This window comes from Aeromonas sp. S18(2024), assembly GCF_041402525.1.
GTDB lineage: Bacteria > Pseudomonadota > Gammaproteobacteria > Enterobacterales > Aeromonadaceae > Aeromonas > Aeromonas enteropelogenes.
Genome location: NZ_JBGLQV010000013.1, coordinates 42158 through 67767, shown reverse-complemented (window position 1 = coordinate 67767; position 25610 = coordinate 42158). Strand labels below are relative to the sequence as shown.

Below are 25610 nucleotides of genomic sequence, written 5' to 3'. Positions count from 1 at the left end.
AAGCCGATATGACAGTAATAAGCAGGATTGTAACCCTGAATCCGTGAATGATGACAGTTGGCATGACCCAGGATCTTCGATTGAACTCATTGATGGCAAAAGAGATAATTGAAAATCACCGTGAAATGGACAGTGATATGACAGGTTTGAAAGAGTTTGCCCGCTACGGGGTCAAGCTGGTGGCGCTGGCACAGGATGATATCGAGATGGTGCGCCAGTGGCGCAACGATCCCAAGATTGCCGACCTGATGCTGGACAAGACCCATATCACGAGGGAGATGCAGCAGAAGTGGTTTGCCAGGCTGCAGCACGCGCAGGATCAGTTTTATTATCTGGTCTGGTTTAAAGATCAGCCCATCGGGGTCGCTTCTCTTATCAAAGTCAATCGTGACGCCGGGCATTGTGAACCGGGCATGTATATCTATGTCGATGAGTATCGCAACAACATAGTGCCCTTCTGCGTTGCGTTCGCCCTCAATGATCTGGCCTTTGAAGGGCTGGGTCTGTCACAGCTGTTTGGCAAGATATTTGCCAACAATCAGGCTTCTGTCCGCTTTCACGAGGCGTGTGGCTACCGTCTTTACGAGACGCGGGAGGATGGCCTCGGTTTGTATGTGCTCGAGCGGGAGGCCTATTTCGCCGCTCGCGCCAAAATCGCTCGTTTTATAAGGTATTGATGATGCAACTAGAACAGATTTTCTCCGATGCACTGGGCATCGAGCTTGAACAGGTTTCCGATGCGCTCAGCTATCAGGGGATCCCCCAGTGGGACTCCGTCGCCCATATGGGCTTGATTGCCCAGCTGGAGGATCACTACGGTGTGCTGCTCGATACCGATGACATCATCGACATGAGCTCGGTCGCCAAGGCGCGGGAGATCCTGACCAAATATGGTGTCGCCCTCTGATGACGGGCCTGTTGCAGGGGAAACGGGTAGTGATCACCGGCGCTGGGCGCGGCATCGGTCTCGCCATCGCCCGGCAGTTTGCCGCCCAGGGCGCCGAGTTGTGGCTCAATGGTCGCGATGAGGAAGCTATCACCCGGATGGTAGAGGCGCTCGGCGTCGAGTTTGGCGTGCCTTGTATACCGCTTTGCTTCGATGTGGCCGATCCGCAGGCGGTCAAGCAGGCCTTCCAGCAACTCTTTGGCCAGACCCGCCAGCTGGACGTGCTGATCAACAATGCAGGGGTGCTGGACGATGCGCTGCTCGGCATGGTCCAGCAGCAGCAGATAGAGCGCACCTTCGCGACCAACAGTTACAGCACCCTCTATTGCAGCCAGTATGCGGCTCGCCTGATGCAACGCTCCGGCGGGGGCAGCATCATCAACATGGCGTCCATCATTGGCCGGGTAGGCAATGCCGGCCAAGCCGTCTATGCCGGCAGCAAGGCGGCGGTGATCGGGATTACCCAGTCACTGGCCAAAGAGCTGGCCGCGAGCCAGATCCGGGTCAATGCCATCGCCCCCGGCTTCATCGATACCGATATGGCGCGCTCTCTGCCGCCAGCCAAGTTTGACGAACGGGTAGCCAGCATCGCCATGGGGCGCATCGGCACGCCGGACGAGGTCGCCAGCGTGGCCCTGTTCCTGGCCTCGGATCTGTCCCGTTATGTCACCGGTCAGGTGATCGGGGTCGATGGAGGCATGCTGATTTGAGCGCGCCCGACTTGCTAACCCATCTGGTGGTGGGCAATAGCGCCCCTGCCTGGCGGGATCCCGATGAAGGCTGGCTCAGCTACGGCGAGCTGGCGCAGCGGGTAGCACGGCTCGCCAAGGCCTACCCGAGCGGGCGTCAGCTGATCTATCTGCCCTTTGTGACCTCAACTCGTCACCTGCTTCACTACCTGCTGGCCCTGCGTGATGGTCATGCAGTCATGCTGGCCGATCCGGCCCAGGACGAGGAGACGCGTCGTGCCCTGTGCGAACGGTTTGGCGCGAGCTTGGTTGTTACGTCGGAAGGCGGCCTTGTGCACCTTGGCGAGGCACCCGCTTTGCATCCAGAGCTTGCCTTGCTGCTGCCCACTTCAGGTAGCACGGGATCCAGCAAGTGGGTGCGGATCTCCCGGGCGAGCCTCAATGCCAACGCCGCCGCCATCGCCGAGTATCTGGCGCTGGACAAAGCTGAGCGGGCGATCACCAGCCTGCCGCTCTTCTACTCCTTTGGCATGTCGGTGCTCAACAGCCATCTGCTGGTGGGAGCCTCGCTGGTGCAGAGCGCGGCCAGCCCTCTCGAACGCCAGTTTTGGGAGGAGGTCAATGCCCATCGGGTCACCAGCGTGGCCGGGGTGCCTTTTACTTTCCAGATGCTGAGTCGTTTGCGTTTTGACTGGCGCCGTTACCCCAGTCTCATGACCCTGACCCAAGCCGGTGGACGCCTCGAACCGACTTTGGCGAGCCAGTTCGCCCATCAGGCTGCGTCACTGGGGCGTCGTTTTTTTGTCATGTATGGCCAGACCGAGGCGGCGCCGCGCATCGCCTGGTTGGGGCATGACGAAGTGTTGGTTGCCCCGGATGCCATCGGCCGCGCCGTACCGGGAGGGCATCTCTCCTTGCGCCCCGAGCCGGGACTGCCCGAAGGGGAGGGAGAGCTGGTCTATGAAGGCCCCAACGTCATGCTTGGCTATGCCGAAGGCAGGGCTGAGCTGGCGCGCGGGCGTGAAGTAGAGGCGCTCTTTACCGGCGATCTGGCCCGCTGCGACGAGGCCGGACGGTTCTACCTGACCGGGCGTCTTAATCGCTTCCTGAAGCTCTTTGGCAAACGAGTGAGTCTGGCCGAGGTGGAGAGCTGGTTGCAGGCTCGGGGCCACTCCTGCGCCGCAACCGGTCGCGACGATCGCCTGCTGGTAGCCATCGAAGGGGAAGGGGTTGCATGCGATGTGCTGCAGGTCGAGGTTGCCCGCTGGTTGATGGTACCCCCTTCCTGCGTTCGCATTCGCATGCAGCCTCTGCCACGACGCAGCAATATGAAGATTGATTACCCGGCCCTGCTGACCCTGTTGGAGGCATCATGAACAAGTTGCTGGAGTCCCCCGTTTTCGACCTTGCCCAGCAGGAGAAGTCGGCTCTGTTGCTGGCGCGCCTCAACGAGCTGACTGCCCGGCATCAGCAAGTTTGTCCCCCTTACGCCAATATCTTGTCGGCCTTTGGCTGGGGGCAAGCTACGTCTTACGCTGAGTTACCCTATCTCGCCGCGCGCCTGTTCAAACTGGCCAAATGGCAGAGCGTGCCAGAGGAGGAGGTATTCAAGGTACTGACCTCATCGGGCACCACGGGGGCGCCGTCGCGGATAGTGCTGGATCGGGAGACCGCCGCCCTGCAGAGCAAGGTGCTGGTGAAGATCCTGCAGGAGTTTGTCGGCAAGCAGCGTCTGCCCATGTTGCTGGTGGAGCAACCCGCGCTTATTCAGAATCGCAGCGGTTTTTCGGCTCGCGGGGCGGGGGCCCTGGGGCTCTCCTTCCTCGGGCGTGATCATACCTATGCCCTTGATGAGCAGATGCGGCCCAACTGGCCGGTCATCGAGGCATTTTGTGACAAATACGCCGGTCAGCCCGTGTTACTGTTTGGCTTTACCTTCATGGTGTGGCAGTGCCTGCTGGAGCCGCTACGCGAGCGTGGTATACAGTTGCCCTTTGCCGAGGGCGTCCTGTTTCACAGCGGGGGCTGGAAGAAATTGCAGCATCTGGCGGTGGATAATCCGGCCTTCAAGCAGCGCTGTCACCAGCAACTGGGTTTGCGTCGGGTGCACAATTTTTACGGCATGGTGGAGCAGGTGGGCTCGGTCTTCGTCGAGTGCGAGCAGGGGCATTTGCATGCCCCCGTGTTTGCCGATCTGCTGGTGCGCGATCCGCTGACCCATCAACCGCTGGGGATGGGCCCGCCGGGCCTGTTGCAGGTGCTCTCGGCCATTCCCGGCAGTTATCCGGGGCATAGCTTGCTAACTGAAGATCTTGGTGTCTTGCTGGGAGAGGATGACTGCCCTTGTGGCCGCCGTGGCCGTTATTTTCATGTATCAGGGCGCCAGCCGGGCGCCGAGGTGAGAGGATGCAGCGACACCTTCCAGTAACCCCTTCGCAGTGGCAGGGCGGTCCCGAGGTCAGCTTCGTGGCGCCTCTGGCGGATTGGCGTGGTTTTATTGCCCAACCCTTGCCCTGCTTTGCCCCCGTCATCTGCAATTTTGTGGCAGCGCTGTCGGCCCGTTTGCAGCAGGAGGGGCGGCGTTATCCCGATCTGGCCGCGCTGGGTTTCTGGCTTCGCCCGAGGAATATTGATGAGCAGCGCAAGCGCATGGCGGGGCGCATGCCGCTTGGTATGGTTTTTCATCTGGTGCCCTCCAACGTCCCGACAGTGGCCTTCTACTCCTGGTTGATGGCGCTCTTGACGGGCAACAGCTCGGTGGTGCGTCTCTCATCACGGATTGATCCGATGCAGGAGGCCATGCTGGCCATCCTGAACGAGCTGTTTCAACAACCCGGGTGGCGCCCTGTTGCCGAGCGTACCCGCTTCGTGCGTTACGGCCATGACGAGGGGATCACCGCCTGGCTGTCGGAGCGCTGTCGCCTGCGCATCGTCTGGGGTGGCGATGAAACCATCCGCCGGGTGCGAGCCATTCCGCTCTCCCCGAATGCCCAGGAAGTGGTGTTTCCGGATCGCCGTTCCATGGCGGTGCTCGACAGTCGTTGGCTGGCAGGGCTGGCGCCAGAACGATTGCAGCAAGTGCTGTCGGCCTTGCAGCAGGACTGTACCCGCTTCAATCAACAGGCGTGCGCCTCGCCGACAACCCTCTGCTGGCTGGAAGAGCCAGATAATGACCTGCGCCGGCATGTGCTGGAGGCTGTGTTTGCTCCCTTCGCCCAGGCTCCCGCGTTGGCCATGGAGCGCCTCATCAATAGTCAACAAAATGCCGCCATGGCGAGTGAGATTCAGTTGAGCACACTTCCGGGCGTCACCTTATTGACTCCTGCGACTTCGCTGCGGCTCCCTCATATCGGGGGAGGTACAGTTGCCGAATTTGTGGCCGATAACCTGATTGAGTTGCTGAAACAGCCTTGGGACATGCAAACCTGTGTCTGGGTGGGCGAACAAAAAGCGCAGTGCGAAGCCGCATTGGTAGAAGCAACAGCCTGTCGCATCGACAGGGTCGTGGCACCAGGGCAGGCACTGGCATTCGAATGGCACTGGGATGGGCTCAATATGCTGCGAGTGTGCAGCCGTGGGCACACAAACGCGCAATAATGGTTGCGATCTCACAAAAAACCAGACATTTCAATGAATTAACTTTATTTGGCACAGGCTTTGCAGTAAAAGTTCCCATCAAGGGGGAGAAAGGTTGACACAGACCGTGCGGTAGCCTTGCCGATTTTCCCCCGTTCGCTTCTTTTCTACTCATTTTCCTGGATCTCGTCATGAAACTCAGCGTATTGGTGCCGGTCTACAACCTGGAGCGCTTTATCGAACCCTGCCTGCTCAGCCTGCTCGAGCAGACAACCAATTTCGATTTTGAAGTGATCGCCATCGATGACGGCTCGAGCGATGGTTCCTGGTCCATCATGCAGCGCTTGGCTGCCCGGTGGCCGCGGCTGAGGGCATTGCAGAATCCGCAGAATATGGGGCTGGCCAAGACCCAGAAACGCTTGCTTGCCGAGGCGAGAGGTGAATATATTGCCTACGTCGATGGTGATGATCTTGCTCTGCCTGGCAAGTTGCAGGTGCTGGCCGACTATCTGGATGTCCATCCCGGCTGTGCGCTCTGTTATCACGAGGCAGAGGTATTTGACAGCGAAACAGAAGAGGTTACGGCCCATTACAGCCGCGATTATTACAATGCTGCTTATATTCCCCGCAAGGCCAGTGCAGAACACTTGATCCGCTATGGCTGTTTCCCCAATGCCAGTTCGATCGCCTTTCGGCGCCATCCTCACTTGCAGGAGGCGGTGGATGCCGATTGCAAGATCATCCTCGACCATCCGTGGCACATCCTCAACGCCTTGTATGGCAAGGGGAGCGTCGATGGCATTCCGGAGGTTTATGGACGTTACCGGATCCACACCCATAGCTTTGGGGGACAAACCAAGCGTTCGCCAGAGCGGCGGGAACAGGTACTGGCTGATCAACTCAAAGCCTGTGATAACGCGCGTCCATTCGGGATCGCCGATTCTGTTATCGCGGCAGGCAAGGCGCACTACCGTTTCGCGACGGCACTCTATTTTCTCAAGCAAGGCGATGTGGCGCGTTTCGAGCGCTTCATCAATGAATCCGTGGTGGATGACTGGTTCTTCGATGAGCGACATCAATTGGCCTGGGAGAATCGTGCTCAACCCACTATTGTGACGCAACAGCTTTTCGGGGCTTCTCAATGAGTTATCAGGCGATTGTCATCGGTGCCGGCCTATCCGGTGTCGTCATGGCTGAGCGAATGGCCAGCCAGCTCGGCTGGAAGGTGCTGGTGCTGGAACAGCGCGACCACATCGGAGGCAACTGCTTCGACGAGCATGACGAGCATGGGGTATTGATCCATCGCTATGGTCCGCACCTTTTCCATACTGACAACAAGGCGGTTTGGGATTACCTGTCACAGTTTACCGAGTGGCAGCCTTATGAGCATCGTGTGTTGTCACGCATCGATGGGCAATTGGTGCCGATCCCGTTCAACCTGACCAGCATCGAACGCTGCTTCCCCGCCGACAAGGCTGGCGCCATGATTGAGGTACTGCGCACTCGGTTCGGGGACGGCGCCAGAGTGCCGATTCTCGAACTGCGCAAGGAACAGGATCCCCTGCTGGGTGAACTGGCGGATTTCATCTATCAGAAGGCTTTTGTCAACTACACCAGCAAACAGTGGGGGGTACCGCCCGAGCAGATCTCCCCCGAGGTGACGGCGCGGGTACCCGTGGTGGTCAGTCGGGATGATCGCTATTTCACCGATCCCTGGCAGGCGGTGCCGGCCGCAGGCTATACCGCCATGTTTGAGCGCATGCTCGCGCACCCGCTGATTGACGTGAGGCTGTCGACCCCCATGGCACAGCATGTCAAGCTGGACTGGCAGCATAAGCAGGTGCTGCTGGATGGAGCGCCGTTTGACGGCCCCTTGATCTATACCGGGATGCTGGATCATCTGCTGCCGGCAGAGGGGAATTGCCTGCCATATCGCTCACTGCGTTTTGAGCATCGGCATCTGGCGCAGGAACAATTTCAACCTGTCACCACCGTCAACTATCCGAATGAAGAAGCCTTCACGCGGATCACCGAGTTCAAGCATTTCAGCGGGCAGGTACATCCCGGCACCAGCATTGTGTACGAATATCCCTGTGACTATCAGTCAGAACAGGGGCTCGAGCCTTACTACCCGTTGTTTACCGATGATGCGAAGCAACGCTACCTTGCTTGTTGTACCGAGTTAGCTCAATTTCCACAAGTAATCGCATTGGGGCGTTTGGCCGAATACCGTTATTTCGATATGGATGATGCGATTTCAAATGCATTGAAAAAATTTATTCGTAGCGTCCTTCATCATACATAAAAATACCGATTAAGAATTTTGGTATGAGTAGACAAGAACAAGTAAAAATACGATGCAAAGTAGGTATGGATATGACCTGTCAGGAAAATTGGAAATTGCCATCAAAATTATCTGAGATCGCATGGCACAGCTATGCACTAGTGTCTTTTGATATTTTTGATACTCTGCTGCATAGAGCCTTAATTAATCCCAAAAGTCTTTTTCTTGAATTAGGGCGTAAGGCCATTTCCTTAGGGTTACTGGATGAATCCATATCACCTGCAGACTTTGCTCAATTGCGCATCGATTTGGAGCATGAAGCAAGGCGTTTGAGTGTAGGCAAAAGCACTGAAGTGACGTTGTCCCAGATATGGGAACAGGCTCCGGTAACATTGCCGATAATTGAATTAATGGCACTGGAATTAGATGTCGAATATGCTTATTCTTTCGCCAACCCTTACAGCAGTACGCTAATCAAGCAACTGCAGGAAAATAACATTAGGTTCTGCCTGACCAGTGATACATATTTTCCCCGCGATTTCATTGAGCGATTATTAGCCAAGGCTCGGATCGATATATCAGGGATCGATCTTTTTCTCTCCTGTGAAGAAGACGCCAACAAAGGTACGGGGACTCTGTTCCAGAGGTTATTGGAAGTTACCGGGAAAATGCCTGAACGGATATTACATATAGGGGATGACCTGACAGCTGACCATCTACAGGCTAAAAGAACCGGTTTGATAAGCTGCTATCTCGAACACATTCATTTGCCAACAGTTATCGGACAGCATGAAATGTTATTGGGGATGGATTGTTTGCAAGACCCGTTACATTCAATTCGCCGGCTTGGTCATTTTGTTAATCCATTAAAGGATGAGCCTGCAGCTTTTTTTCGCTATTTCGGTGCGAGTGTTTTGGGTCCTGGGCTTTGTGCTTTCGCGCTCTGGGCTGTCAAAGATGCCATTGCAAAAGGGATAAATCTGATTTGCCCAATAATGAGAGAAGGGGCAATTTTAGCGCCACTACTGGAAAATGCGATTTCTCTGTTAGATGCAAATATTAAGGTTAAGCCATTTTATATTTCCAGACGAGCCGCATTTCTTCCAGCCATGAGAGAATTAAATGAGCCGGCTCTCAGACAATATTGCAGTCGTCGCCAATTTTCACTGGCTGCACTGATAGACGAGTTGGCGTTACCGGAGGTACCGCTAGCTTTGCAAGAGCACTTACCGAAAATGCTCAATGATATTCCCTGTCAGGAAGTGCTCAAGGAATATCTTTTCTCGGTATCGGTGCAGGAAGCTGCACGCAAAGCAAGCAAGGAAGCAAGAACCTGTTTGAGGGACTACACCTCCTCGTTATGGCATGGACACCAGAAAGTCGCGATGATGGATCTGGGGCCAGGAGGAAATTCTTTAGCGTGGTTGGCCGATAGTTTAGGTGAGTTGGCTGACCGCATAACACTCAATTACCTATTATATTCTGTACCTGAGTTGGCCAAACACAGACGCCATGGTCATCGATATGCTGTATTTATGCCACATACATCAGAATCGTTGCCTTTGTTACGGTTATTTAACCGCAGTCCTGAGCCTATAGAAATATTGCTAACGGGTCGCCATCAGACCACGTTAGGTTACCAGCGTCTTCAAGATGGTACAGTCTCGCCATTGCTGGGCCGAGCCTTTTACGATCCGCAACAGGAGTTATTGTTGGAGGAGTTTTCCAAAGGTGTTGATCTGGCTTGGCAACATTTTTCCCATGCTTGTCAGTATGTGGATAATGATTGGTTCACTGGCGAAGAAGTTCGAATAGTAGAGCTAAAACATATTCAGAGGTTATTGGAGTTGCCAACAAAACAGGAGGCAAAATACCTTGGGGATCTGTTATTTGATGACAATGCCGGTTCTGATTCATATGGTCGCATTTGTGCAGAGTATGATGAAGAGTTGTTAAGGTTGATTGGGGCTGAGGATTTTCTTCGTCAGGCCCGTCAGCAATGGGGCTACCAGAGTCGTGGGGTGCGTTGGCCTCAAGGGGTAGTAACTCGGCACCATCCCGACACATTGGCAGCTCAGCGTCGGGTTTTATTTAATGATGTGGAGCACAAGCTGCTGTGTGTCACCCTACTTGAACAGATAAAGCTGGCTGGGCATAGAAGGGCAACCCTTTATGGTGGTGGCAAGCTGGGGCATGAGATGCTTCAGGAGGCGATGGCGAGGGGAATAGAGATCGATTTTGTTGTCGACAGCAATGTAGCACTTCATGGCCTAAGGGTGCTGGACAGGGAGATAGTGCCACTGGCTCGTGCTGCCAGAGATGGTTGTGGCCAATATCTGGTTGCTTCGGCGGCCTTCTCTGTCGCTATCGTAGAAGGCATCGTTCGTTATTACCAAGAACAAAATTTACCGTGTCCCGCTATTTACGCCATAAAGGGGGTCAGACCTTGAAGATAGCTTTTTTGTCCAAGGCTGATGCTGCTGGGGGGGGGGCCAGCCGTATCGCACAAGACTTGGCAGAAGGATTCAGGGAGCAGGGACATGAGACAGTCCATTGGGTTTCGTGGACACACAGCGGTTATGACACACATCGTCGTCGCCTCTATGGTGAGCGTTGGCAGCGCAGTTTTTACCGTTACAGCAGAAATATCAAAAGTTGGTTTGCACCTGATGTCATTCCTTTTGAATGGCCCAATCTTTATTGGCAGAATTTACCGGCTAATTTTGATTTGGTTCATGTCCACGATATCTCTTCAGCTATGTCCAGTTGGAGTGTGCAGAGACTGGCTAAGCAGATGCCTGTTCTGTGGACTCAGCATGATTGCTCTGCCTTCACGGGTGGCTGTATTAATCCTTTGAACTGTACCAATTATCGTAGTGGCTGTGGTGATTGCCCACAACATGGCCAATGGCCATTGGACAGCCGGTTTGATTACAGCCGTTTGAAGAGGCGCCTGAATCAGCAGGCTCTTGATGTCTCACAGCTGACATTGGCAACGCCTTCTCGCTGGTTGCAGCAGTGGGCATTGGATAGCGGTCATATACGAAAACCTCCTTTATTGCTTCGAAATGGAGTAAATACAGATATTTTTATTTATGTTTCGAGAGCATGCAAAGAGATACCAGTCCTAGTTGTTGCTGCTGCATCACTTTCTAGTCTCTATAAAGGTGTGGGTGATGCAATAAAAGCTCTAAAACTTATTCCAAAGCATCAAAAATATAAGTTAATAGTGATCGGTGAAGCAGATAATAATACCAAGCTAGGATTTGAAGGGCTGCCCGTGACCTTTACTGGCCATATCAGTGACCAGAGTATGTTAGCTAGTTATTACCACCAGGCAGATCTATTACTGATGCCAAGCCTGGCTGATAACCAGCCTTTGCAGTTATTGGAAGCTATGGCCTGTGGCCTGCCTACGGTAGCGTATGCAACTGGAGGAATACCTGAGTTATTGGGAAATAATGAAAGAGGATGGTTGGTACCAACAGGTGATGTGACTGCTTTGGCAAAAGCATTAGATATTGCACTACTTTCTTTCCCTGAACGTATAGATAAAGGTATGAGAGCAAGAGATTGGATAACAGCTAATCACAGTAAGAGTGTTATGTTGGCAGAACATTTGGCTGCTTACCAAAAAGTGATAGCTACATGGCAAGCAGGGTGAGAACATGAAAAATATTTATCTAACCAAAATTTAAGATGAAGAGCCATGTCCCGTTTATCGTGCCATAACTTTATAAAAATCATGGGCCATATCGGAATGATTTTGTATTTTTGGCTGAATCACAATTAGCTTGATGGGTATAATTATGAAGAAAGTGATTGCCTTCGGTGCTGGTGGCTTGTTTAGAGCATTCTCACCGTTTATAAAATCCAACTATCAACTAGTTGCTGTTTCAGATAATGACATAAAACAACATGGTAAATTGAATGATGGGGTTAGGATTATATCTCCTTCGGATATTATTTATCTGAATTTCGAACTTATTATTATCACTAGTATGTATTTTGAGGAGATAAAGGAAAAACTAATTTCTCTTGGTATAGATGATAATGTTATTGTAAATGTGTATGATGATCTTTTGATTCGCGAGAGTGTGGCTCATTATTTAGTTGCGCATGACGAATTTATGCGAGCAACAAATAGGATATCATTATTATCATTAACAAAGAAAAAATTGATAGTAATGAACTCTTTAGGAAATGGTGGGGCTGAGAGAGCATTATTAAATTTATGCCGTAGGCTTGAAGATAAAGAAAAAGTATTTGTGATTGTCATTGAAGGGGGGGGGGAATACTTTAATGTTCTTAGTCATTTAGTTCCAGTAATAGAAATATTTTCATCTATCGAAAACAGGCTACTTTCTCGTTGCTTTTTTATGCATTTCCCCGTCAAGGAGATATGCTCCCGGTTATTCTGTCGAAATAAATACGATGTTGCTATTGCATATATTGAAGGGCTTTCTACCTATCTTGTTTCAGGAATAAATAGCATCTATAAAGTCGCTTGCGTACATGCAAACCTACGTTCTCATCATGTCAGTGCTCCTTATTATGCATCATTGAAAGCAGAATATGATGCTTATACCAATATCGATCACATGATCTTTGTATCTGGTTCTGTCAAGCATGGCTTTAATGAGAGAATCGGATGGCAAGGTTGTGAGTCCAGCATCATAGGAAATATTTTTGATATTGAAACTATTACTCGCATGTCCAACATGGAGAATGATTCACAAATCTCATCTCCATATATCGTTGCAGTTGGGCGATTGGTTGCGGTCAAAGGGTTCGATAAGTTAATTTGTGCCTTTGCCAAGATTAAAAGAAATAGTCTGGAAGATATAAAGTTAATTATTATCGGGGATGGCCCCATGAAATCAGCTTTGGGTGATTTGATATCTTCATTAGGAATGAAAGAACATATAATTTTATTGGGGAAGAAAGAAAATCCTTATCCATATATCAAGTCTGCTCAATGTTTAGTGTCGTCCTCAGTTAGTGAGGGACATCCACTTGCCATTGGCGAGGCCATAATCCTTGGCATACCGATTATTGCCACTGATTGTGAAGGCAACTCTGACATGGTGGCTCATGGCAGTTATGGTTATTTGTGTGATAATAGTGAAAGTGGATTGGTGAGTGCATTTACATATTTTATTAATTCCCCAATGCATCAGGCTGTATTACAGTTTAAATCTGTTTGTGGGCAAATTCTTTTATCGGGTCAAAATGAAGTCGAAAAATGGAATGAGATTATAAATAAATCAGTATATTAGTTCGTATAGAGATTTATAATTTATCCACGAAATCAATGCTCTCGGTGAACGCATGAATATGGTAAATAAAAAAGATGTCCTTATATTTGGTACAGGAAGTCTCTATAAGCTGAATAAGAAAGAACTGATAGATAGATTTAATATCATATCCTTCATTGATAACAACGTGCATTGTGATTCAAATGAATTAGACGGTACTCTTATAAGAAGACCAGAAGAAATCATATATCTTAGTTATGATCTTATAATAATTGCTAGCTCCTTCGAGAATGAAATATATGAACAGTTGCTGAACTTGCATGTGCCAACTCACAAAATAGTTTTGCTCAGATCAATAGTTAAGATTAACCAATCGAAAATAATGTCACATTCAGATAGTAGTGGACTGTTCTATAGACCAACTGGTATCAATGGTGAAAATCTTGCCATTGTGATTCTATCCTACGGGCGAGTTGATATGACAGTTAGACTGTTGACGTCAATAAAAGATAGAATGCCAGACTTTTCTGGAGAAATAATTGTATTTGATAATGGCTCTAAACAAGATGAAATAATTAATTTGCAGAGCTACTTGGACGATTTCACCATAAACCACAAAATAATCTTAAACAATGAGAATTATGGTGTTGCAAAAGGTAGAAACTGCGCTCTGAAACATGTTACGAAAGAATGGGCTTTCTTCGTTGATAACGACATTTTCTTTATCGATAATCCGCTTTATTCTATTTGTCAGACTATTGTTGACTTTCAAACACCATATATAAATTTACCATTGTTAAATGGTGATGGAAATACAATATATTCATTTGGTGGAAATGTTGTCATTAATGGAGATGATGTCAGCGTTGCACCATTTACACCTGGAGGGTGTCATAGATTAATTGTGGAAAACACCATTAGTTCAAAGATCGTTTTTGGTTCATTCCTATTTGGTGGTTCTGCAATTTATCATGTTGACTCTTTTATTTCTCATGGGATGTTTGATGAAGATATGTTCATTGGGTTTGAAGACATAGTGTTTTCTATATCTCTCTTAAAAAGAGGTGTAAGGGTTGCAAACATATCTGATTTTTATATGATCCATGATCATGCTCGACCATCTGATAATGAATATAATAATGTAAGATACGATATTAAAACGATTAAGAATTCAGCAGATGCTGCATTCTCTAAATATGGTGTCAATATGTATTCTGACGATGTTGAAAAATGGCTGCAATCACGGACAAAAAAGGTTATTTGAGAAATGCTTAACATTAGCTTTGAAATACCTGATTTGGAACGGCTAGACATTGATGAATGGTGCATTATTGGAGAAGGAGAAGCGCAGAAAAAAATTTGCAGATTCATGAATGAAAAAGGTGTAGCTCCACCATCAATAATTTATAAAAACTCATCTGATTTTATCGCTGACGTTAAACATGATTTATATTATGGCCCTAGCATAGTTGTTATTGGCTCTACTATGCGATATGAAATTGCCAAAAATATTTATGAAGAGTGTCGCGGTATAAAAAAAATAGCAAGTTTGACATTTTTAGATTTTTCTCCGTATGTAGGTATTGGCAGTTATGAAGAGTGGAGTGCCTATTCATTAAAAAAATTAGATGCAATCCCTCAAGTTGTTATCATCGACTCATACTATAATGATCACTGTGCTTATTGGATGTCAACTTTAATATCTGAGATTAAGCGTCAAGGGTTTTCAGTGGCAATAATTCATCCATGGCAAAAATATCAATTTTCTATCTTGAAAAATGCAATATCAATCGTATTATGGAATGGTTCTATACCTGTACTCTTTGATGATGTGAAAAAATTTATTCATAGTATAGGTAAGAAGTTTCTTTATGCGGAGTGCGGTTTTTTTCCTCAAAAAGAATATTTCTATCTTGATAGAATGGGAATAAATGCCAATCGGGAGTTGGCAACTGATGATTTGGGATGGATTTCTGACTCCGACTATCAAAAACTAGCTGCTTTAAAGAAACAGTTTTTTGAGAATGTGAATCCATTTAAACTAGAACATGACTATGTCTTTTGTCCACTTCAGCTACCAGATGATTCTAATATTATGATGAACTCCCAATTCCATCATGGTATGCAGGATTTTATTGATTATATAAATAAATTTTATAAAAATAGTCATTTGAAAGTAGTTTTTAAACCACACCCTAAAGATTTGAATTCATATAGTTATGATTTTGGCAATGCTATCATTGTTCATGAAGACTCAAGAGCGCTTATTTTAGGTGCTGAAAGGATTCATGGAATTAATTCAACAGTTATCTTCGAGGCTGCGTTAGCAGGAAAAGATATTTATTGTGAAGGTAATTGTCTTTTAGAACACCCATGTTTAAAAAATGATAAGATTTTAGCTGCAATTATTAGTTCTCAAGTTTCGATATATAGTGTAGATCCTTTATATTTCAGTTGGCTAACGACAGGTAAATATTAATGAAGAAAATATATGTAGGCGCAGGTAATGACCGTCGGGATGGTTTTATTCATACAGATGTTAGAGCGTTACCTGGGATTGATATTATATGCCCAGCATGGGAGCTTTCTTCAAATATACATAATGTGGATGAAATATATTCAAGGCATATGCTAGAGCATTTAACAACAATGGAAGCAGATTGTGCATTAAGAGACTGGTATGAAGCTTTAAAAGTAGGCGGTAGTATTCACGTAATTGTTCCCGATATGGATTATCATGCTCAACAATGGCTCAGTGCCGAATGGTCAGAAGACACACTGTGCAATCCTAAATCTGATGCGAGGCATGCATTTGCGGGTTTTTGGGGGTGGCAGGATGAATGTAATCCAAATCTTAAAGATTATAATACTAGTTATTGGGATGTGCATAAATCTGGATACAATAAAAGAAGGTTAGAATTTTTATTGGGGCGTATAGGTTTCTCCAATATAGAAGTATATGTTGAAGATAATTATCATCTACATGCTGTTGCTAAGAAAACAATGGATAAAGGTGAAAGACAGATATCTTCATCATTGCGTTTGATTAGAGCTGACCATAGAAATAGGTATGAGTTTGCCACAAGATATCTAAATAGTACAGATCATGTGTTGGATGCCGCATGTGGTATCGGCTATGGTTCCTTTATATTATCCAAGTCGTGTGCTAATGTTACAGGTATAGATATATCTGAGGAAGCAATTGATTTTGCAAATAAACATTATAATAACACAAATGTAAATTATAGTGTTCTTGATCTTGCTGATATATCTAATTTGAAGGAAGAATATTCTGCAATTGTCTCGTTTGAGACGTTTGAACATATTGACTTTACATCATTATTTTTATCTGACATCGTCAGGTTGCTAAAAAATAATGGGTATTTTATTGTCTCAACTCCTAATCAAGAAAAACTACCTTTTAATATTGAACGTTTCCCCTATCATATAAAACACTATACTAATAGTGAGATGACTGAGGCTCTCGAATCTGCAGGATTATCAGTTGAAGAGGTATGGTCACAGCATGATCCTATCATAGGGGATGTAGAGAATGACACTGAAGGGCTATTTCTGATTTATGTGGCAAAAAAACGATAGCTAGATTATATGTGACTGGTTCATCAAACACCGGTTTAAACCGGTGTTTTTATTTTATGTCCTCTTGTTACAAACGGATCGTTAGATTAAAGTTTTTTGACCCAAAATAACATGATACTGAATATATATTGCTCTGACTAATTCGTTATATTGTAGTACCTGAAGAAATATCAAAAATGAGCTTTAATATTCTTCAATAATATCGTAATTATTTTTGATTGCGCATCACATCGAATAATGGGATAAAGTGGCAAAGTAATTGCTCCAGTATAGAACCGTTCGGCATTTGGCTGGCGCATCTGAATTAATTTTTGATACCACGGCTGTTTGTAAATCGGCATATAGTGCACGTTAGCACCGATGCCTTGGGCCCGCAGTTGCTCAAAGATACGGAGGCGCTGCTCGGGGGCTACGCGGTGTACATAAAGATGGAAGGCACTGCGCCTTTCTTCACTGAAATAGCGAGGGAGTAGCTCCGGCGCCAATGCTTCGAAGTAGCGGCGGGCCAGCTCGCCACGTTTTTCAATCCATGCCTCTAAATTTGCCATCTGGCTTAACCCCAGAGCGGCCTGGATATCCGTCATACGGTAGTTGAAGCCGAGCATTTGCTGCTCGTAGTACCAGGGGCCGTCCGACTCGTTGATAAAGTCTTCCGGTTCGCGGGTGATGCCGTGGCTGCGCAGCAGGCGCATGGTCTTGGCCAGTGCGGGGTCATTGGTCATGGCCATGCCACCTTCCCCCGTGGTGATGATCTTCACCGGGTGGAAGCTGAAGACCGTGATGTCACTGTAACGACCGTTGCCGGTGGGTTCGTCGTGATAGCGAGCACCGAGGGCGTGGCAGGCATCTTCGATGATGCGAAAACCATATTCTTGCCCCAGGCGGTGGATCTCTTTCATGTCGCAGGGCAGGCCCGCGAAGTGCACTGGGATCACCACCTTGGGAAGGCGATCTTCGGCCTTGGCTGCCACCAGTTTTCGTTCCAGCTCCACGGCGCACATATTACCGGTATCGGGTTCGATATCGACAAAATCGACTCGGGCGCCGCAATAGAGGGCGCAGTTGGCAGAGGCCACGAAGCTGATGGGAGAGGTCCAGACCCAGTCACCTGGGCCCACTCCCAGCGCCAGGCAGGCAATGTGCAGGGCGGCGGTGCCGGAGTTTACCGCAACCCCGAAGCGGGCGCTGCAGTAATCGGCGACCGCCTGTTCGAAACGGGGAACGACCGGCCCCTGAGTCAGAAAGTCGGATCTCAGGACCCCGACCACGGCGTCGATGTCCGCTTCACTGATCGATTGTCTGCCGTACGGGATCATTCCATCACCACTTGCTGATTGAGTTGCTTGAGCTCTTCTATGGTCAGAAAGATTGGGTTGTTGCGAGAGTTGTACTCAAACCCCGAGTCGACCATCTTTCCCTTCTCGCCGGCGGCGGTCTTCGAGAAGTCGTTGTTGCGGTTGTTGAAGTTGATGGTCGGCCCGATGATGAAGAAGTCGTCGAACTCAAAGGTGTGATAGGAGTCGTCAGCAGGACACATCACTTCGTGCATTTTTTCGCCCGGGCGGATGCCGACAATCTTGTGCGGCAGCTCGGGTGCCATGGAAAGGGCGAGATCCGTGATGCGAACGGAAGGGAGCTTGGGAACAAAAATTTCCCCCCCCTTCATCCGCTCGAAGTTGCGCAGCACAAAATCCACCCCCTGCTGCAAGGTGATCCAGAAGCGGGTCATCTCCTCATGGGTGATGGGCAGGGCGTCAGCCCCCTGATCAATCTGCTTTTGGAAAAAGGGGACGACTGAACCACGGGAACCGACCACATTGCCGTAACGCACCACAGAGAAACGGGTCGGATCCTGGCCCGCGATATTGTTGGCAGCGACGAACAACTTGTCGGAGGCCAGCTTGGTGGCTCCGTAGAGGTTGATCGGGTTGGCGGCCTTGTCGGTGGAAAGCGCGATGACCTTCTTCACCTGATTGATCAAGGCGGCCTGGATGACGTTCTCGGCCCCGTGAATATTGGTCTTGATGCATTCCATGGGGTTGTATTCAGCGGCTGGAACCTGCTTGAGGGCGGCGGCATGGACTACGTAATCCACCCCGCGCATCGCCATGGTCAAGCGGTTGGCATCCCGCACATCGCCAATGAAATAACGCATGCAGGGAGCATCGAAGACCTGCTGCATCTCGAACTGTTTCAGCTCGTCACGGGAATAGATGATGAGGCGTTTGGGTTTGTAACGCTCCAGTACTGTCTTGACCAGTTTCTTGCCAAACGAGCCGGTGCCACCCGTGATGAGTAGCGTTTTATCATTGAACATTGCGGGCATCTCGTCAGAAAAACAGTAGATGAATCATATGCTAGCAAATAAAGTACCAGCTTTTTATGCAAAGAGTGTGATCCATTCGCAAAAACGCTTTTAACACGCGAACTTAGGTCATCACTCTCAAAGTTAATTGTAATGACGACTTAAGGCGACGTAACGGGCGTAGTCCAGTTCTGCCAGATGGCGGAGCAGACCTGCTCCACGGCATTGAGGGCTCTCGGGGTGAAGCGGTGCAGCTCATCCGAGTTGATGAGGGCCAATCGTCCCTGTTTGACCGCGTCTATCATGGTCCACTGTTGCCAGTGCGCCAGAGCGCCGGGATCGTCACTACCCGCCAGGATCAGCCCAGGGTTGGCCTTGATCACTTGCTCCTGGCTGACTTGGGGGTACGGGGTCTTGGCATGGGTCATCACATTGATGCCGCCACACAGCTCGATGGCTTGGGCGGGCCAGGCTTGGCCACTGGCACTGGTTAGCGGCGGGTACCAGAGCTGGTAGAACACCTTGACGCCGGTCGGCTGGTCGTAGCGCTGCCTGAGGGCCGCCAGTCTGGTCAGATAGCGATCGGCCGCCTCGTTGGCGCGTTGCTCAACCCCCAGCATCTTGCCAAGGGCCCGCATCTCGCCAGCCAGTGAATCAAAATCGGTGGGCTCGGAGTAGAACACCGGAATGCCGAGCTTTTCCAGCGGTGCCAGCATGCGCGACTGGGCGGATCGCCAGGCGAGGATGAGATCCGGTTTCTGGGCCAGCAGCGCTTCCACATTGATGCTGCGGTAATTCGCCACCTTGGGCTTGTCTGTCACCTCGGGGGGATAGTCGGAGGCATCATCGACCGCCACCAGCTTGTCGCCGGCCCCTATCTCATAGAGAAGCTCGGTGAGGTGGGGGACCACGCTCACCACCCGCTCCGGGATCGCTGCCATCGCCATGAATGGCAAACCTGCCAGCAACCCCATCCATTTACCTGTGTGTTTAACCATGCCAGCGTTCCACCAGAGTCAGCGCCAGGGCGACCAGCAGCCATCCCCAGCCTACACCTTGCAAGACATTGAGCACCCGCGTGGCCATGTCGGCGCCGGGATCCTGTCCGAGCCCCAGCACGGGCCAGCGTTGCAGTGTGCCCTGGTAGTAGCGCGGGCCCCCCAGCCGGGTCTGAAACTTGTCCGCCAACAGCACCAGCAGGATACCCATGGCAGGATAGGGCCAGAGTGCAGCACTTCGCAGCAGCCAGCCCGCACGCTTGAGACGGGTCAGTAGCAGGGGCAAGCCAAGTAGCAGCACGGTCGGGGCATTGAGAGCCTGATAGAAGGCGCTCGCCGCGCGGCCAAAGTGGCTGAATGCGGGATCCTTCATGCTCCAGCTCAGGCTCATCAGCTGGGTCAGTCGCCAGAGCAGGGCACCCTGTACACCGGCCAGCACATAGCCCAGCAGGGGGCCGGCCCATTGTCCCACCAGGCGCAGGGCGCAGCTCTCGCTCACTGCCTTGGCAACCCCCATGACCGAGAGTTTGTCGGTCTCCCGCTTGAGCCAGGGCACGGCCTGCAGTCGTGCCAGTGGCAGCATCTCCTGGCAGGCAAGGGCCCGGGTAGCGCTCGCTAGCTCCCGCAGCGGGTGGGATTCAATCATCAGTAGCAGAAACAGCAGATCGAACAGAGGTTCGCTCAGGGCCAGATTGCGCACCGACCAGAGGCCAGCTGCGCAGGGCAGCCAGACCACCAGCATCGCCAGCACGCCGGCCTGCAACTGTTGTCTGGGCGAGCCGTCCGCCCTGTGTACCTTGTGGCCAAGGCGGGTGAGCTGCGGGGTGAGGGCCGAGAGCCGGATGTGGGCGGGGCGGGGAATGAGGGCCTCCAGCAAGGCGGCCCCCAACATGATGGCCGCCGTCGTGGAAAGCAGATCGGCGGCCATCGATTCGAGCGATGCGATAGGGATCACAGCTTGCCGAGCATCTTGATGATCACTTCGGCCGAGTGCTTGCCAGCCACCTCGATAAAGGCGTCGAAGGATTCCACCTGCTCCTTGCCCGCGATGTCAGACATGGCGCGCACCACCAGATAGGGCACCTTGAACATGTGGCATACCTGGCCGATGGCGGCCCCTTCCATCTCGACCGCCAGCATTTGCGGGAAGTCGGCGCGTGCCTTGGCGATGGCCTGTGGCTTGCACATGAACTGATCACCGGTGCAGATGAGGCCAACCTTGGTCTGGTGCTTACCCTGCTCGGCGATGCACTCGCGCGCCACCGTGATCAGCTTTTCGTCGCAGGGGAAGGCGGCGGGTTGCTGTGCCATCTGGCCCATCTCGTAGCCGAAAGCGGTCACGTCCACGTCATGGAAGCGCATTTCGCTGGCGATCACCACGTCACCGATATGCAGATCCTGGGCAAAACCGCCCGCGGAGCCGGTATTGATCACGCAATCGGGGGCAAATTTTTCCAGCAGCAGGCTGGTGGCCACGCTGGCGGCGACCTTGCCGATGCCGGAGCGGGTCAGGATCACCTCTTTGCCGGCCAGCATCCCCTGATAGAACTCGCAGCCACCCAGTTGCAGGGTGGTGGCGTTGCTCAGCTGGCTGCGCAGCAGGGCCACTTCTTGTTCCATGGCGCCGATAATACCTACTTTCATCACTGACCTCGTCTTGATAGCCGTCAGGCTGTATTTAAGTTGCTGTAGATCATAACAAAAGATGAAGACGGCGCCGAGCGCCAGAAGAGAAATGCCAGGGAGCAACCCAGGCGCCCCAACGTGAGGCGCCACAATTAAGGAGGGAAGGGATGGTGATCGTTTAACCGAGGGCGGTGTCCAGGGTCATCATCAGGGCAAAACCCGCCATCAGGCCGAGGGTGGCGTGGGTTTGATGGCCGTTGCGGTGAGTCTCGGGGATCACCTCATGGGAAACCACAAACAGCATGGCGCCGGCCGCCAGGCCCAGACCGATGGGATAGGCGATGGCCAGGCCACTGGAGAGCCCCACCCCGAGCAGGGCGCCGAGGGGTTCGAGCAGGCCGCTGCCGATGGCGACCAGCACGGCCAGTGGCGGGCGAAAACCGGCGGCGCACATAGCAAGCGCCACCGCCAACCCTTCCGGAATGTCCTGCAGGGCGATGGCGGTGGTGAGCGGCAGCCCCACCGACATGTCCCCCTGGGAGAAACTGACCCCGATGGCCATCCCCTCCGGCAGGTTGTGCAGGGCGATGGCGAAGACAAACAGCCAGACCCGGGAGCACTGCTCATGGCCCGGGCCGCAGGGGCCAGTCTTGTCGTGTTCGTGCGGGGTGAACTGATCCAGCCCCAGCATCAGCAGCACCCCGAGGGTCATCCCTGCCACCACCACGGCCGCGGCGGCAAAGCCGTTGCCCGTGATGTCGCTGGCGGCATCGAGCCCCGGCAGCAGCAGGGAGAAAGCGCTGGCCGCCAGCATCATGCCGGCGGCAAAGCCGAGCATGGAATCCTCCACCCGCTGCGGCACGGCGCGCAGAAAGAGGGCGGGCAGGGCACCGAGAGCGGTGGCAGCAAAGCCGGCGGCCCCGCCGATGAGGCCATAACGCATGCCGCTGCTGATCTCCTCCGTCGCCAGCATGACGAGGCTCTGCAACAGCAACAACAATACGGCCGCCAGCGCGATGAAGAGACCGATGGCAGTTCGGGGGCGGGATTGCATCTGGGCGCGCAGTTGTTGGGACCAGGAGGAAGCGGGCAGGGCTGACATATCGTCCATCGGGTGACCTTATGAGAAAGAGATAAGGCTCATTACATCCCTGAGCCGACGCCTTGTCTACCCGAGGCAGGCGATTGCCCCCATAGCTAAATAGCATGCAGTTGGGCACTGGCGTAGGGCACCCGCCTGAGGCCTTGGCGCTGGAGGAATTAACACCATTTAAATTTTTTTAATAAAAATGAAGGCATTGTCGCCTTGTGCTAGAGTGCGCGACTTTGCCAAATGCCCTCTTCCCGCGTTTTGTGCATCTCCCCGTCAGGATGGTCCGGGTATCAGCTCACAGGGATGTGATCGCCACACTCCACACCCAGTCAGCAGTCGAGGACCCACTGCCACCATGTTTTACAAGAATCTCTCCATCGGCAAAAAGATTGCCGTGGTCTTTGCGATCATCGCCGCCGTCAACGTGCTGTTCGGTCTGTTTCTCTCCAGCGAATTGCGCAGCGTGCGTGATCGGGTGCTGAACTTTACCGACTCGACCCTCCCGAGCGTGCTGTCGGTGGAAAACCTGCTCTATGACGTCTCCTATGTGCGCCGGGCACAGTTTGCCCTGCTGATGGTGGATGACAGTGCCGATCTGCAGGCCCGTCGTGGCCGGATCCAGAACAATATCCAGAAAGTAGAGACCAGCTTCCAGGCCTATGAGGCCACGGTCGGAGCGGCCCATGAGCGTCAGGTATTCAACCGGGCCAAGCAGCATTGGTTGAGCTATCGCCGCTCGGTGAGCGAGTTCGATCAGCTGCTGGCCACAGGCCAACACGCTGAGGCGCAGGCTCAACTGTTTGCTTCCAACGCGACTTTCGGCGCCTTGGAGCAGGCGGTCAACGAGCTGGTCGGGGTCAACCTCGACTTCGTCAAGGAGAACCGGGGCAGCCTGCTCGGCAGCGTCAGCATGCTTAACACCCTGGCCATGGTCAGCATCGGCAGTTTGTTGCTGTTCATGATGGCGATGACCTGGTTCCTGACCCGCCAGATCTGCCTGCCGCTACAGGCCGTGGTGGCCCAGGCCCACGCCATCGCCAGCGGGGATCTGACTCACCGTCTGGATCGCCGCAACCTGGGGCGCGATGAATTGGGGGCGCTGGCCAATGCTTCCCTCAAGATGCAGGACAACCTGCGTGGCCTGATTGAAGAGGTGGTGGCCGCCGTGACCCAGCTGGGCACCGCCATCGAAGAGGTGAGTGCCGTCTCCGAGCAGTCGGCCAAGGGGATCCAGAGCCAGCAGCAGGAGATCTCCCTGGTGGCGACGGCCATGACCCAGATGAAGGCCACCGTCGCCGACGTGGCGGGCAACACCGAGATCGCCTCGGAATCCGCCAGCTCGGCCAATGCGCTGGCACGCAGCGGCAACCGGGAGGTACGCAACTCTCTGGTGGCGATCACCCGGGTTGCCGAAGAGATCGAGCAGGCCGGCGTGCTGGTGACCGAGCTGGAGCGCGAGTCTGCCCAGATCAATGTGGTGGTGGACGTGATCCGCGGCATTGCCGATCAGACCAACCTGCTGGCCCTCAACGCCGCCATCGAGGCCGCCCGTGCCGGTGAGCAGGGGCGTGGCTTTGCGGTGGTGGCCGATGAGGTGCGTACCCTGGCGGGTCGTACCCAGGCCTCTACCGGCGAGATCGTGGCCATTATCGAGACCCTGCAGGCTCGTGCCAACAAGGCCAAAGAGGTGACCGGACTTAGCTGCGATATGATCCGCGAGTGCGTGACCCAGAGCGAACAGACAGGGGCGGGTATCCAGCAAATTGAAGAAGCAGTTGCCCAGATCGCCGACATGGCGATCCAGATCGCCAGTGCCTGTGGCGAACAGGATGCGGTCTCCGACGAGCTGGGGCGCAACGTGGAGCGGATCAACGAATCGGCCAACGAGGTTGCCTTCGGCGCCGATCATACCGCGCGCGCCTGTCTGGAGCTGAGCCAGCTGGCCGCAGGGCTCAAGCAGACTATCGGGCGCTTTCATCTTGCCTGATACCAAGATCAATTCAGGCGCGCGAAGAGACGCCTGAATTGCTGATATCAACCCGGCTTAGGCCGGGTTTTTTATTGTCTGCCAATCCCCATCTCGAGGGGGGAGGTGGCAATCAGCGCCTGTGTGCGTCAGCGTGAAGGGAAGGGGAGAGTGGGTTAATGGTTATAGCGATAGATGGTTTGGTAGAGCCTGGATTGCAAGGGCGCAAAGCCACGAACGCCTTGCAGGGGGAAACACGAGCGACACATAACCACGAGCGGCAGATAACAAAAAACCGGCTTGCGCCGGTTTTTTGTTATGTCGAGTACGGGCTGGCTTATTTGGCCAGAGACTCCGGCAGCTCTTCACGGATCTTGCCGAGCATCTCTTTGAGCACGCGCGGGTTGGCAACGACTATGTTGCCGGAGGTTTCGTAGTTGTGGCCACCCACGAAGTCGGTCACGATGGCGCCCGCTTCCTTGGCCAGCAGTTCGCCGGCGGCGGTATCCCAGGGTTTCAGGCCGATTTCCCAGAAACCGTCGACACGGCCGGCGGCCACGTAGGCCAGATCCAGGGCGGCGGAGCCGGAGCGACGGATGTCGGCACACTCGATGAACATGCTCTGGAACATCTTCAGGTACGGCTCGATATGGTGCTTCTGCTTGAACGGGAAGCCGGTAGCCAGCACGGTACCAGCCAGTTCGCGGGCCTTGCCGACGCGGATGCGGTAGCCGTTCAGCTGGGCGCCGCTACCACGGGTAGCAGTGAACAGTTCGTCGCGGATCGGGTCGTAAATAACGGCTTGTTCGGTCTTGCCTTTCACGCGCAGGGCGATGGAAACGGCGAAGTGCGGAATGCCTTTGACAAGGTTGGTCGTGCCATCCAGTGGGTCAATGATCCATTGGTAATCCGGATTGGTACCGGCAGTCTCACCAGACTCTTCAGCTACGATGCTGTGCTCCGGGTAAGATTTTTTGATGGTATGAATGATGGCCGCTTCGGCTTCACGGTCAACGTTGGTCACGAAGTCATTGCTGCCTTTCTGGATAGCCTCAATGTTCTCGGGCTGGGAGAAGGCTTTTACTACAACTTGACCGGCGTTGCGCGCAGCGCGCACGGCGATATTCAGCATCGGATGCATAGGTTCACCACTGGATGTTAAAGAACGGGGATAAAAGGACGCGGTATGATACCAGTATTTCCACCGATGGCAACTGTTATCCCGATTCAGCCATTCGATTGCCACTGCCAGATATGACGGCTCCAATA

General features: G+C 52.1%; 22 protein-coding genes. 15 read left to right on the top strand and 7 right to left on the bottom strand.

What is annotated here, in order from left to right; all coding sequences use genetic code 11:
• Nucleotides 1-137: 137 nt before the first annotated feature.
• The 14 genes from ACB034_RS18265 (at nt 138) to ACB034_RS18200 (ending at nt 16353) form a co-directional block, all read left to right on the top strand.
• Nucleotides 138-677, top strand: a complete 540-nt coding sequence (locus ACB034_RS18265; protein ID WP_371173426.1) for a GNAT family N-acetyltransferase — start codon at nt 138-140, stop codon at nt 675-677.
• The gene (locus ACB034_RS18260; RefSeq protein ID WP_119196731.1) at nt 674-907 is read left to right on the top strand and encodes an acyl carrier protein; all 234 of its coding nucleotides are present in this window, start codon (nt 674-676) and stop codon (nt 905-907) included. Before ACB034_RS18265 ends, ACB034_RS18260 begins: the two co-directional genes overlap by 4 nt.
• The gene (locus tag ACB034_RS18255; protein WP_371143196.1) at nt 907-1656 is read left to right on the top strand and encodes an SDR family NAD(P)-dependent oxidoreductase; all 750 of its coding nucleotides are present in this window, start codon (nt 907-909) and stop codon (nt 1654-1656) included. Before ACB034_RS18260 ends, ACB034_RS18255 begins: the two co-directional genes overlap by 1 nt.
• Entirely contained in the window at nt 1653-3011 is a 1359-nt protein-coding gene (locus ACB034_RS18250) for an AMP-binding protein (RefSeq protein WP_371173425.1), read from the top strand. The genes ACB034_RS18255 and ACB034_RS18250 overlap by 4 nt, the downstream gene beginning before the upstream one ends.
• A complete protein-coding gene (locus ACB034_RS18245) occupies nt 3008-4063 on the top strand; it encodes an acyl-protein synthetase (RefSeq protein WP_026456382.1) in 1056 nt (351 codons plus the stop codon). The genes ACB034_RS18250 and ACB034_RS18245 overlap by 4 nt, the downstream gene beginning before the upstream one ends.
• Nucleotides 4042-5232, top strand: a complete 1191-nt coding sequence (locus ACB034_RS18240; RefSeq protein ID WP_061475463.1) for an acyl-CoA reductase — start codon at nt 4042-4044, stop codon at nt 5230-5232. Before ACB034_RS18245 ends, ACB034_RS18240 begins: the two co-directional genes overlap by 22 nt.
• A 170-nt stretch (nt 5233-5402) precedes the next feature.
• Nucleotides 5403-6356: a glycosyltransferase family 2 protein gene (locus ACB034_RS18235; RefSeq protein WP_371143192.1), complete on the top strand. Its 954-nt coding sequence runs from the start codon at nt 5403-5405 to the stop codon at nt 6354-6356.
• On the top strand, nt 6353-7516 hold the full coding sequence (gene glf / locus ACB034_RS18230; protein WP_371173424.1) for a UDP-galactopyranose mutase: 1164 nt from the start codon (nt 6353-6355) through the stop codon (nt 7514-7516). The genes ACB034_RS18235 and glf overlap by 4 nt, the downstream gene beginning before the upstream one ends.
• A gap of 23 nt (nt 7517-7539) precedes the next feature.
• A complete protein-coding gene (locus ACB034_RS18225) occupies nt 7540-9945 on the top strand; it encodes a hypothetical protein (protein ID WP_371173423.1) in 2406 nt (801 codons plus the stop codon).
• Nucleotides 9942-11159, top strand: a complete 1218-nt coding sequence (locus ACB034_RS18220; RefSeq protein ID WP_371173422.1) for a glycosyltransferase — start codon at nt 9942-9944, stop codon at nt 11157-11159. The genes ACB034_RS18225 and ACB034_RS18220 overlap by 4 nt, the downstream gene beginning before the upstream one ends.
• Before the next feature lie 145 nt (nt 11160-11304).
• The gene (locus tag ACB034_RS18215; protein WP_371173421.1) at nt 11305-12774 is read left to right on the top strand and encodes a glycosyltransferase; all 1470 of its coding nucleotides are present in this window, start codon (nt 11305-11307) and stop codon (nt 12772-12774) included.
• 52 nt (nt 12775-12826) lie between these two features.
• Nucleotides 12827-14017, top strand: a complete 1191-nt coding sequence (locus ACB034_RS18210; RefSeq protein WP_371173420.1) for a glycosyltransferase family 2 protein — start codon at nt 12827-12829, stop codon at nt 14015-14017.
• Nucleotides 14018-14020: 3 nt separating this feature from the next.
• Nucleotides 14021-15232: a hypothetical protein gene (locus ACB034_RS18205; protein ID WP_225632842.1), complete on the top strand. Its 1212-nt coding sequence runs from the start codon at nt 14021-14023 to the stop codon at nt 15230-15232.
• Complete coding sequence (locus ACB034_RS18200) at nt 15232-16353, top strand: methyltransferase domain-containing protein (protein ID WP_371173419.1); 1122 nt, start codon at nt 15232-15234, stop codon at nt 16351-16353. Before ACB034_RS18205 ends, ACB034_RS18200 begins: the two co-directional genes overlap by 1 nt.
• A 170-nt stretch (nt 16354-16523) precedes the next feature.
• Here the strand turns inward: ACB034_RS18200 and pseC are convergent, their stop codons facing one another.
• The 6 genes from pseC to ACB034_RS18170 all read right to left on the bottom strand — a co-directional run bounded on the left by pseC (nt 16524) and on the right by ACB034_RS18170 (nt 22393).
• Nucleotides 16524-17669 carry a UDP-4-amino-4,6-dideoxy-N-acetyl-beta-L-altrosamine transaminase gene (pseC, locus tag ACB034_RS18195; RefSeq protein WP_371173418.1) on the bottom strand — a complete coding sequence of 382 codons (1146 nt, stop codon included), beginning with the start codon at nt 17667-17669 and terminating at the stop codon, nt 16524-16526.
• Nucleotides 17666-18670 (bottom strand): UDP-N-acetylglucosamine 4,6-dehydratase (inverting), encoded by a 1005-nt coding sequence (gene pseB / locus ACB034_RS18190; protein ID WP_371173417.1) that lies wholly within the window; start codon nt 18668-18670, stop codon nt 17666-17668. Before pseB ends, pseC begins: the two co-directional genes overlap by 4 nt.
• Before the next feature lie 149 nt (nt 18671-18819).
• A complete protein-coding gene (locus ACB034_RS18185; RefSeq protein ID WP_371173416.1) occupies nt 18820-19656 on the bottom strand; it encodes a cobalamin-binding protein in 837 nt (278 codons plus the stop codon).
• Nucleotides 19649-20611: a cobalamin biosynthesis protein gene (locus ACB034_RS18180; RefSeq protein ID WP_371173415.1), complete on the bottom strand. Its 963-nt coding sequence runs from the start codon at nt 20609-20611 to the stop codon at nt 19649-19651. The genes ACB034_RS18185 and ACB034_RS18180 overlap by 8 nt, the downstream gene beginning before the upstream one ends.
• The gene (gene mtnN / locus ACB034_RS18175; RefSeq protein WP_042028825.1) at nt 20608-21300 is read right to left on the bottom strand and encodes a 5'-methylthioadenosine/S-adenosylhomocysteine nucleosidase; all 693 of its coding nucleotides are present in this window, start codon (nt 21298-21300) and stop codon (nt 20608-20610) included. The genes ACB034_RS18180 and mtnN overlap by 4 nt, the downstream gene beginning before the upstream one ends.
• 160 nt (nt 21301-21460) lie before the next feature.
• The gene (locus tag ACB034_RS18170; protein ID WP_042028824.1) at nt 21461-22393 is read right to left on the bottom strand and encodes a ZIP family metal transporter; all 933 of its coding nucleotides are present in this window, start codon (nt 22391-22393) and stop codon (nt 21461-21463) included.
• 337 nt (nt 22394-22730) lie between these two features.
• On the opposite strand from ACB034_RS18170, the gene ACB034_RS18165 reads away from it, so the two are divergent.
• Complete coding sequence (locus ACB034_RS18165; protein WP_371173414.1) at nt 22731-24362, top strand: methyl-accepting chemotaxis protein; 1632 nt, start codon at nt 22731-22733, stop codon at nt 24360-24362.
• A gap of 316 nt (nt 24363-24678) precedes the next feature.
• Here the strand turns inward: ACB034_RS18165 and suhB are convergent, their stop codons facing one another.
• Nucleotides 24679-25482: an inositol-1-monophosphatase gene (suhB, locus tag ACB034_RS18160; RefSeq protein ID WP_026458137.1), complete on the bottom strand. Its 804-nt coding sequence runs from the start codon at nt 25480-25482 to the stop codon at nt 24679-24681.
• Nucleotides 25483-25610: the final 128 nt, after the last annotated feature.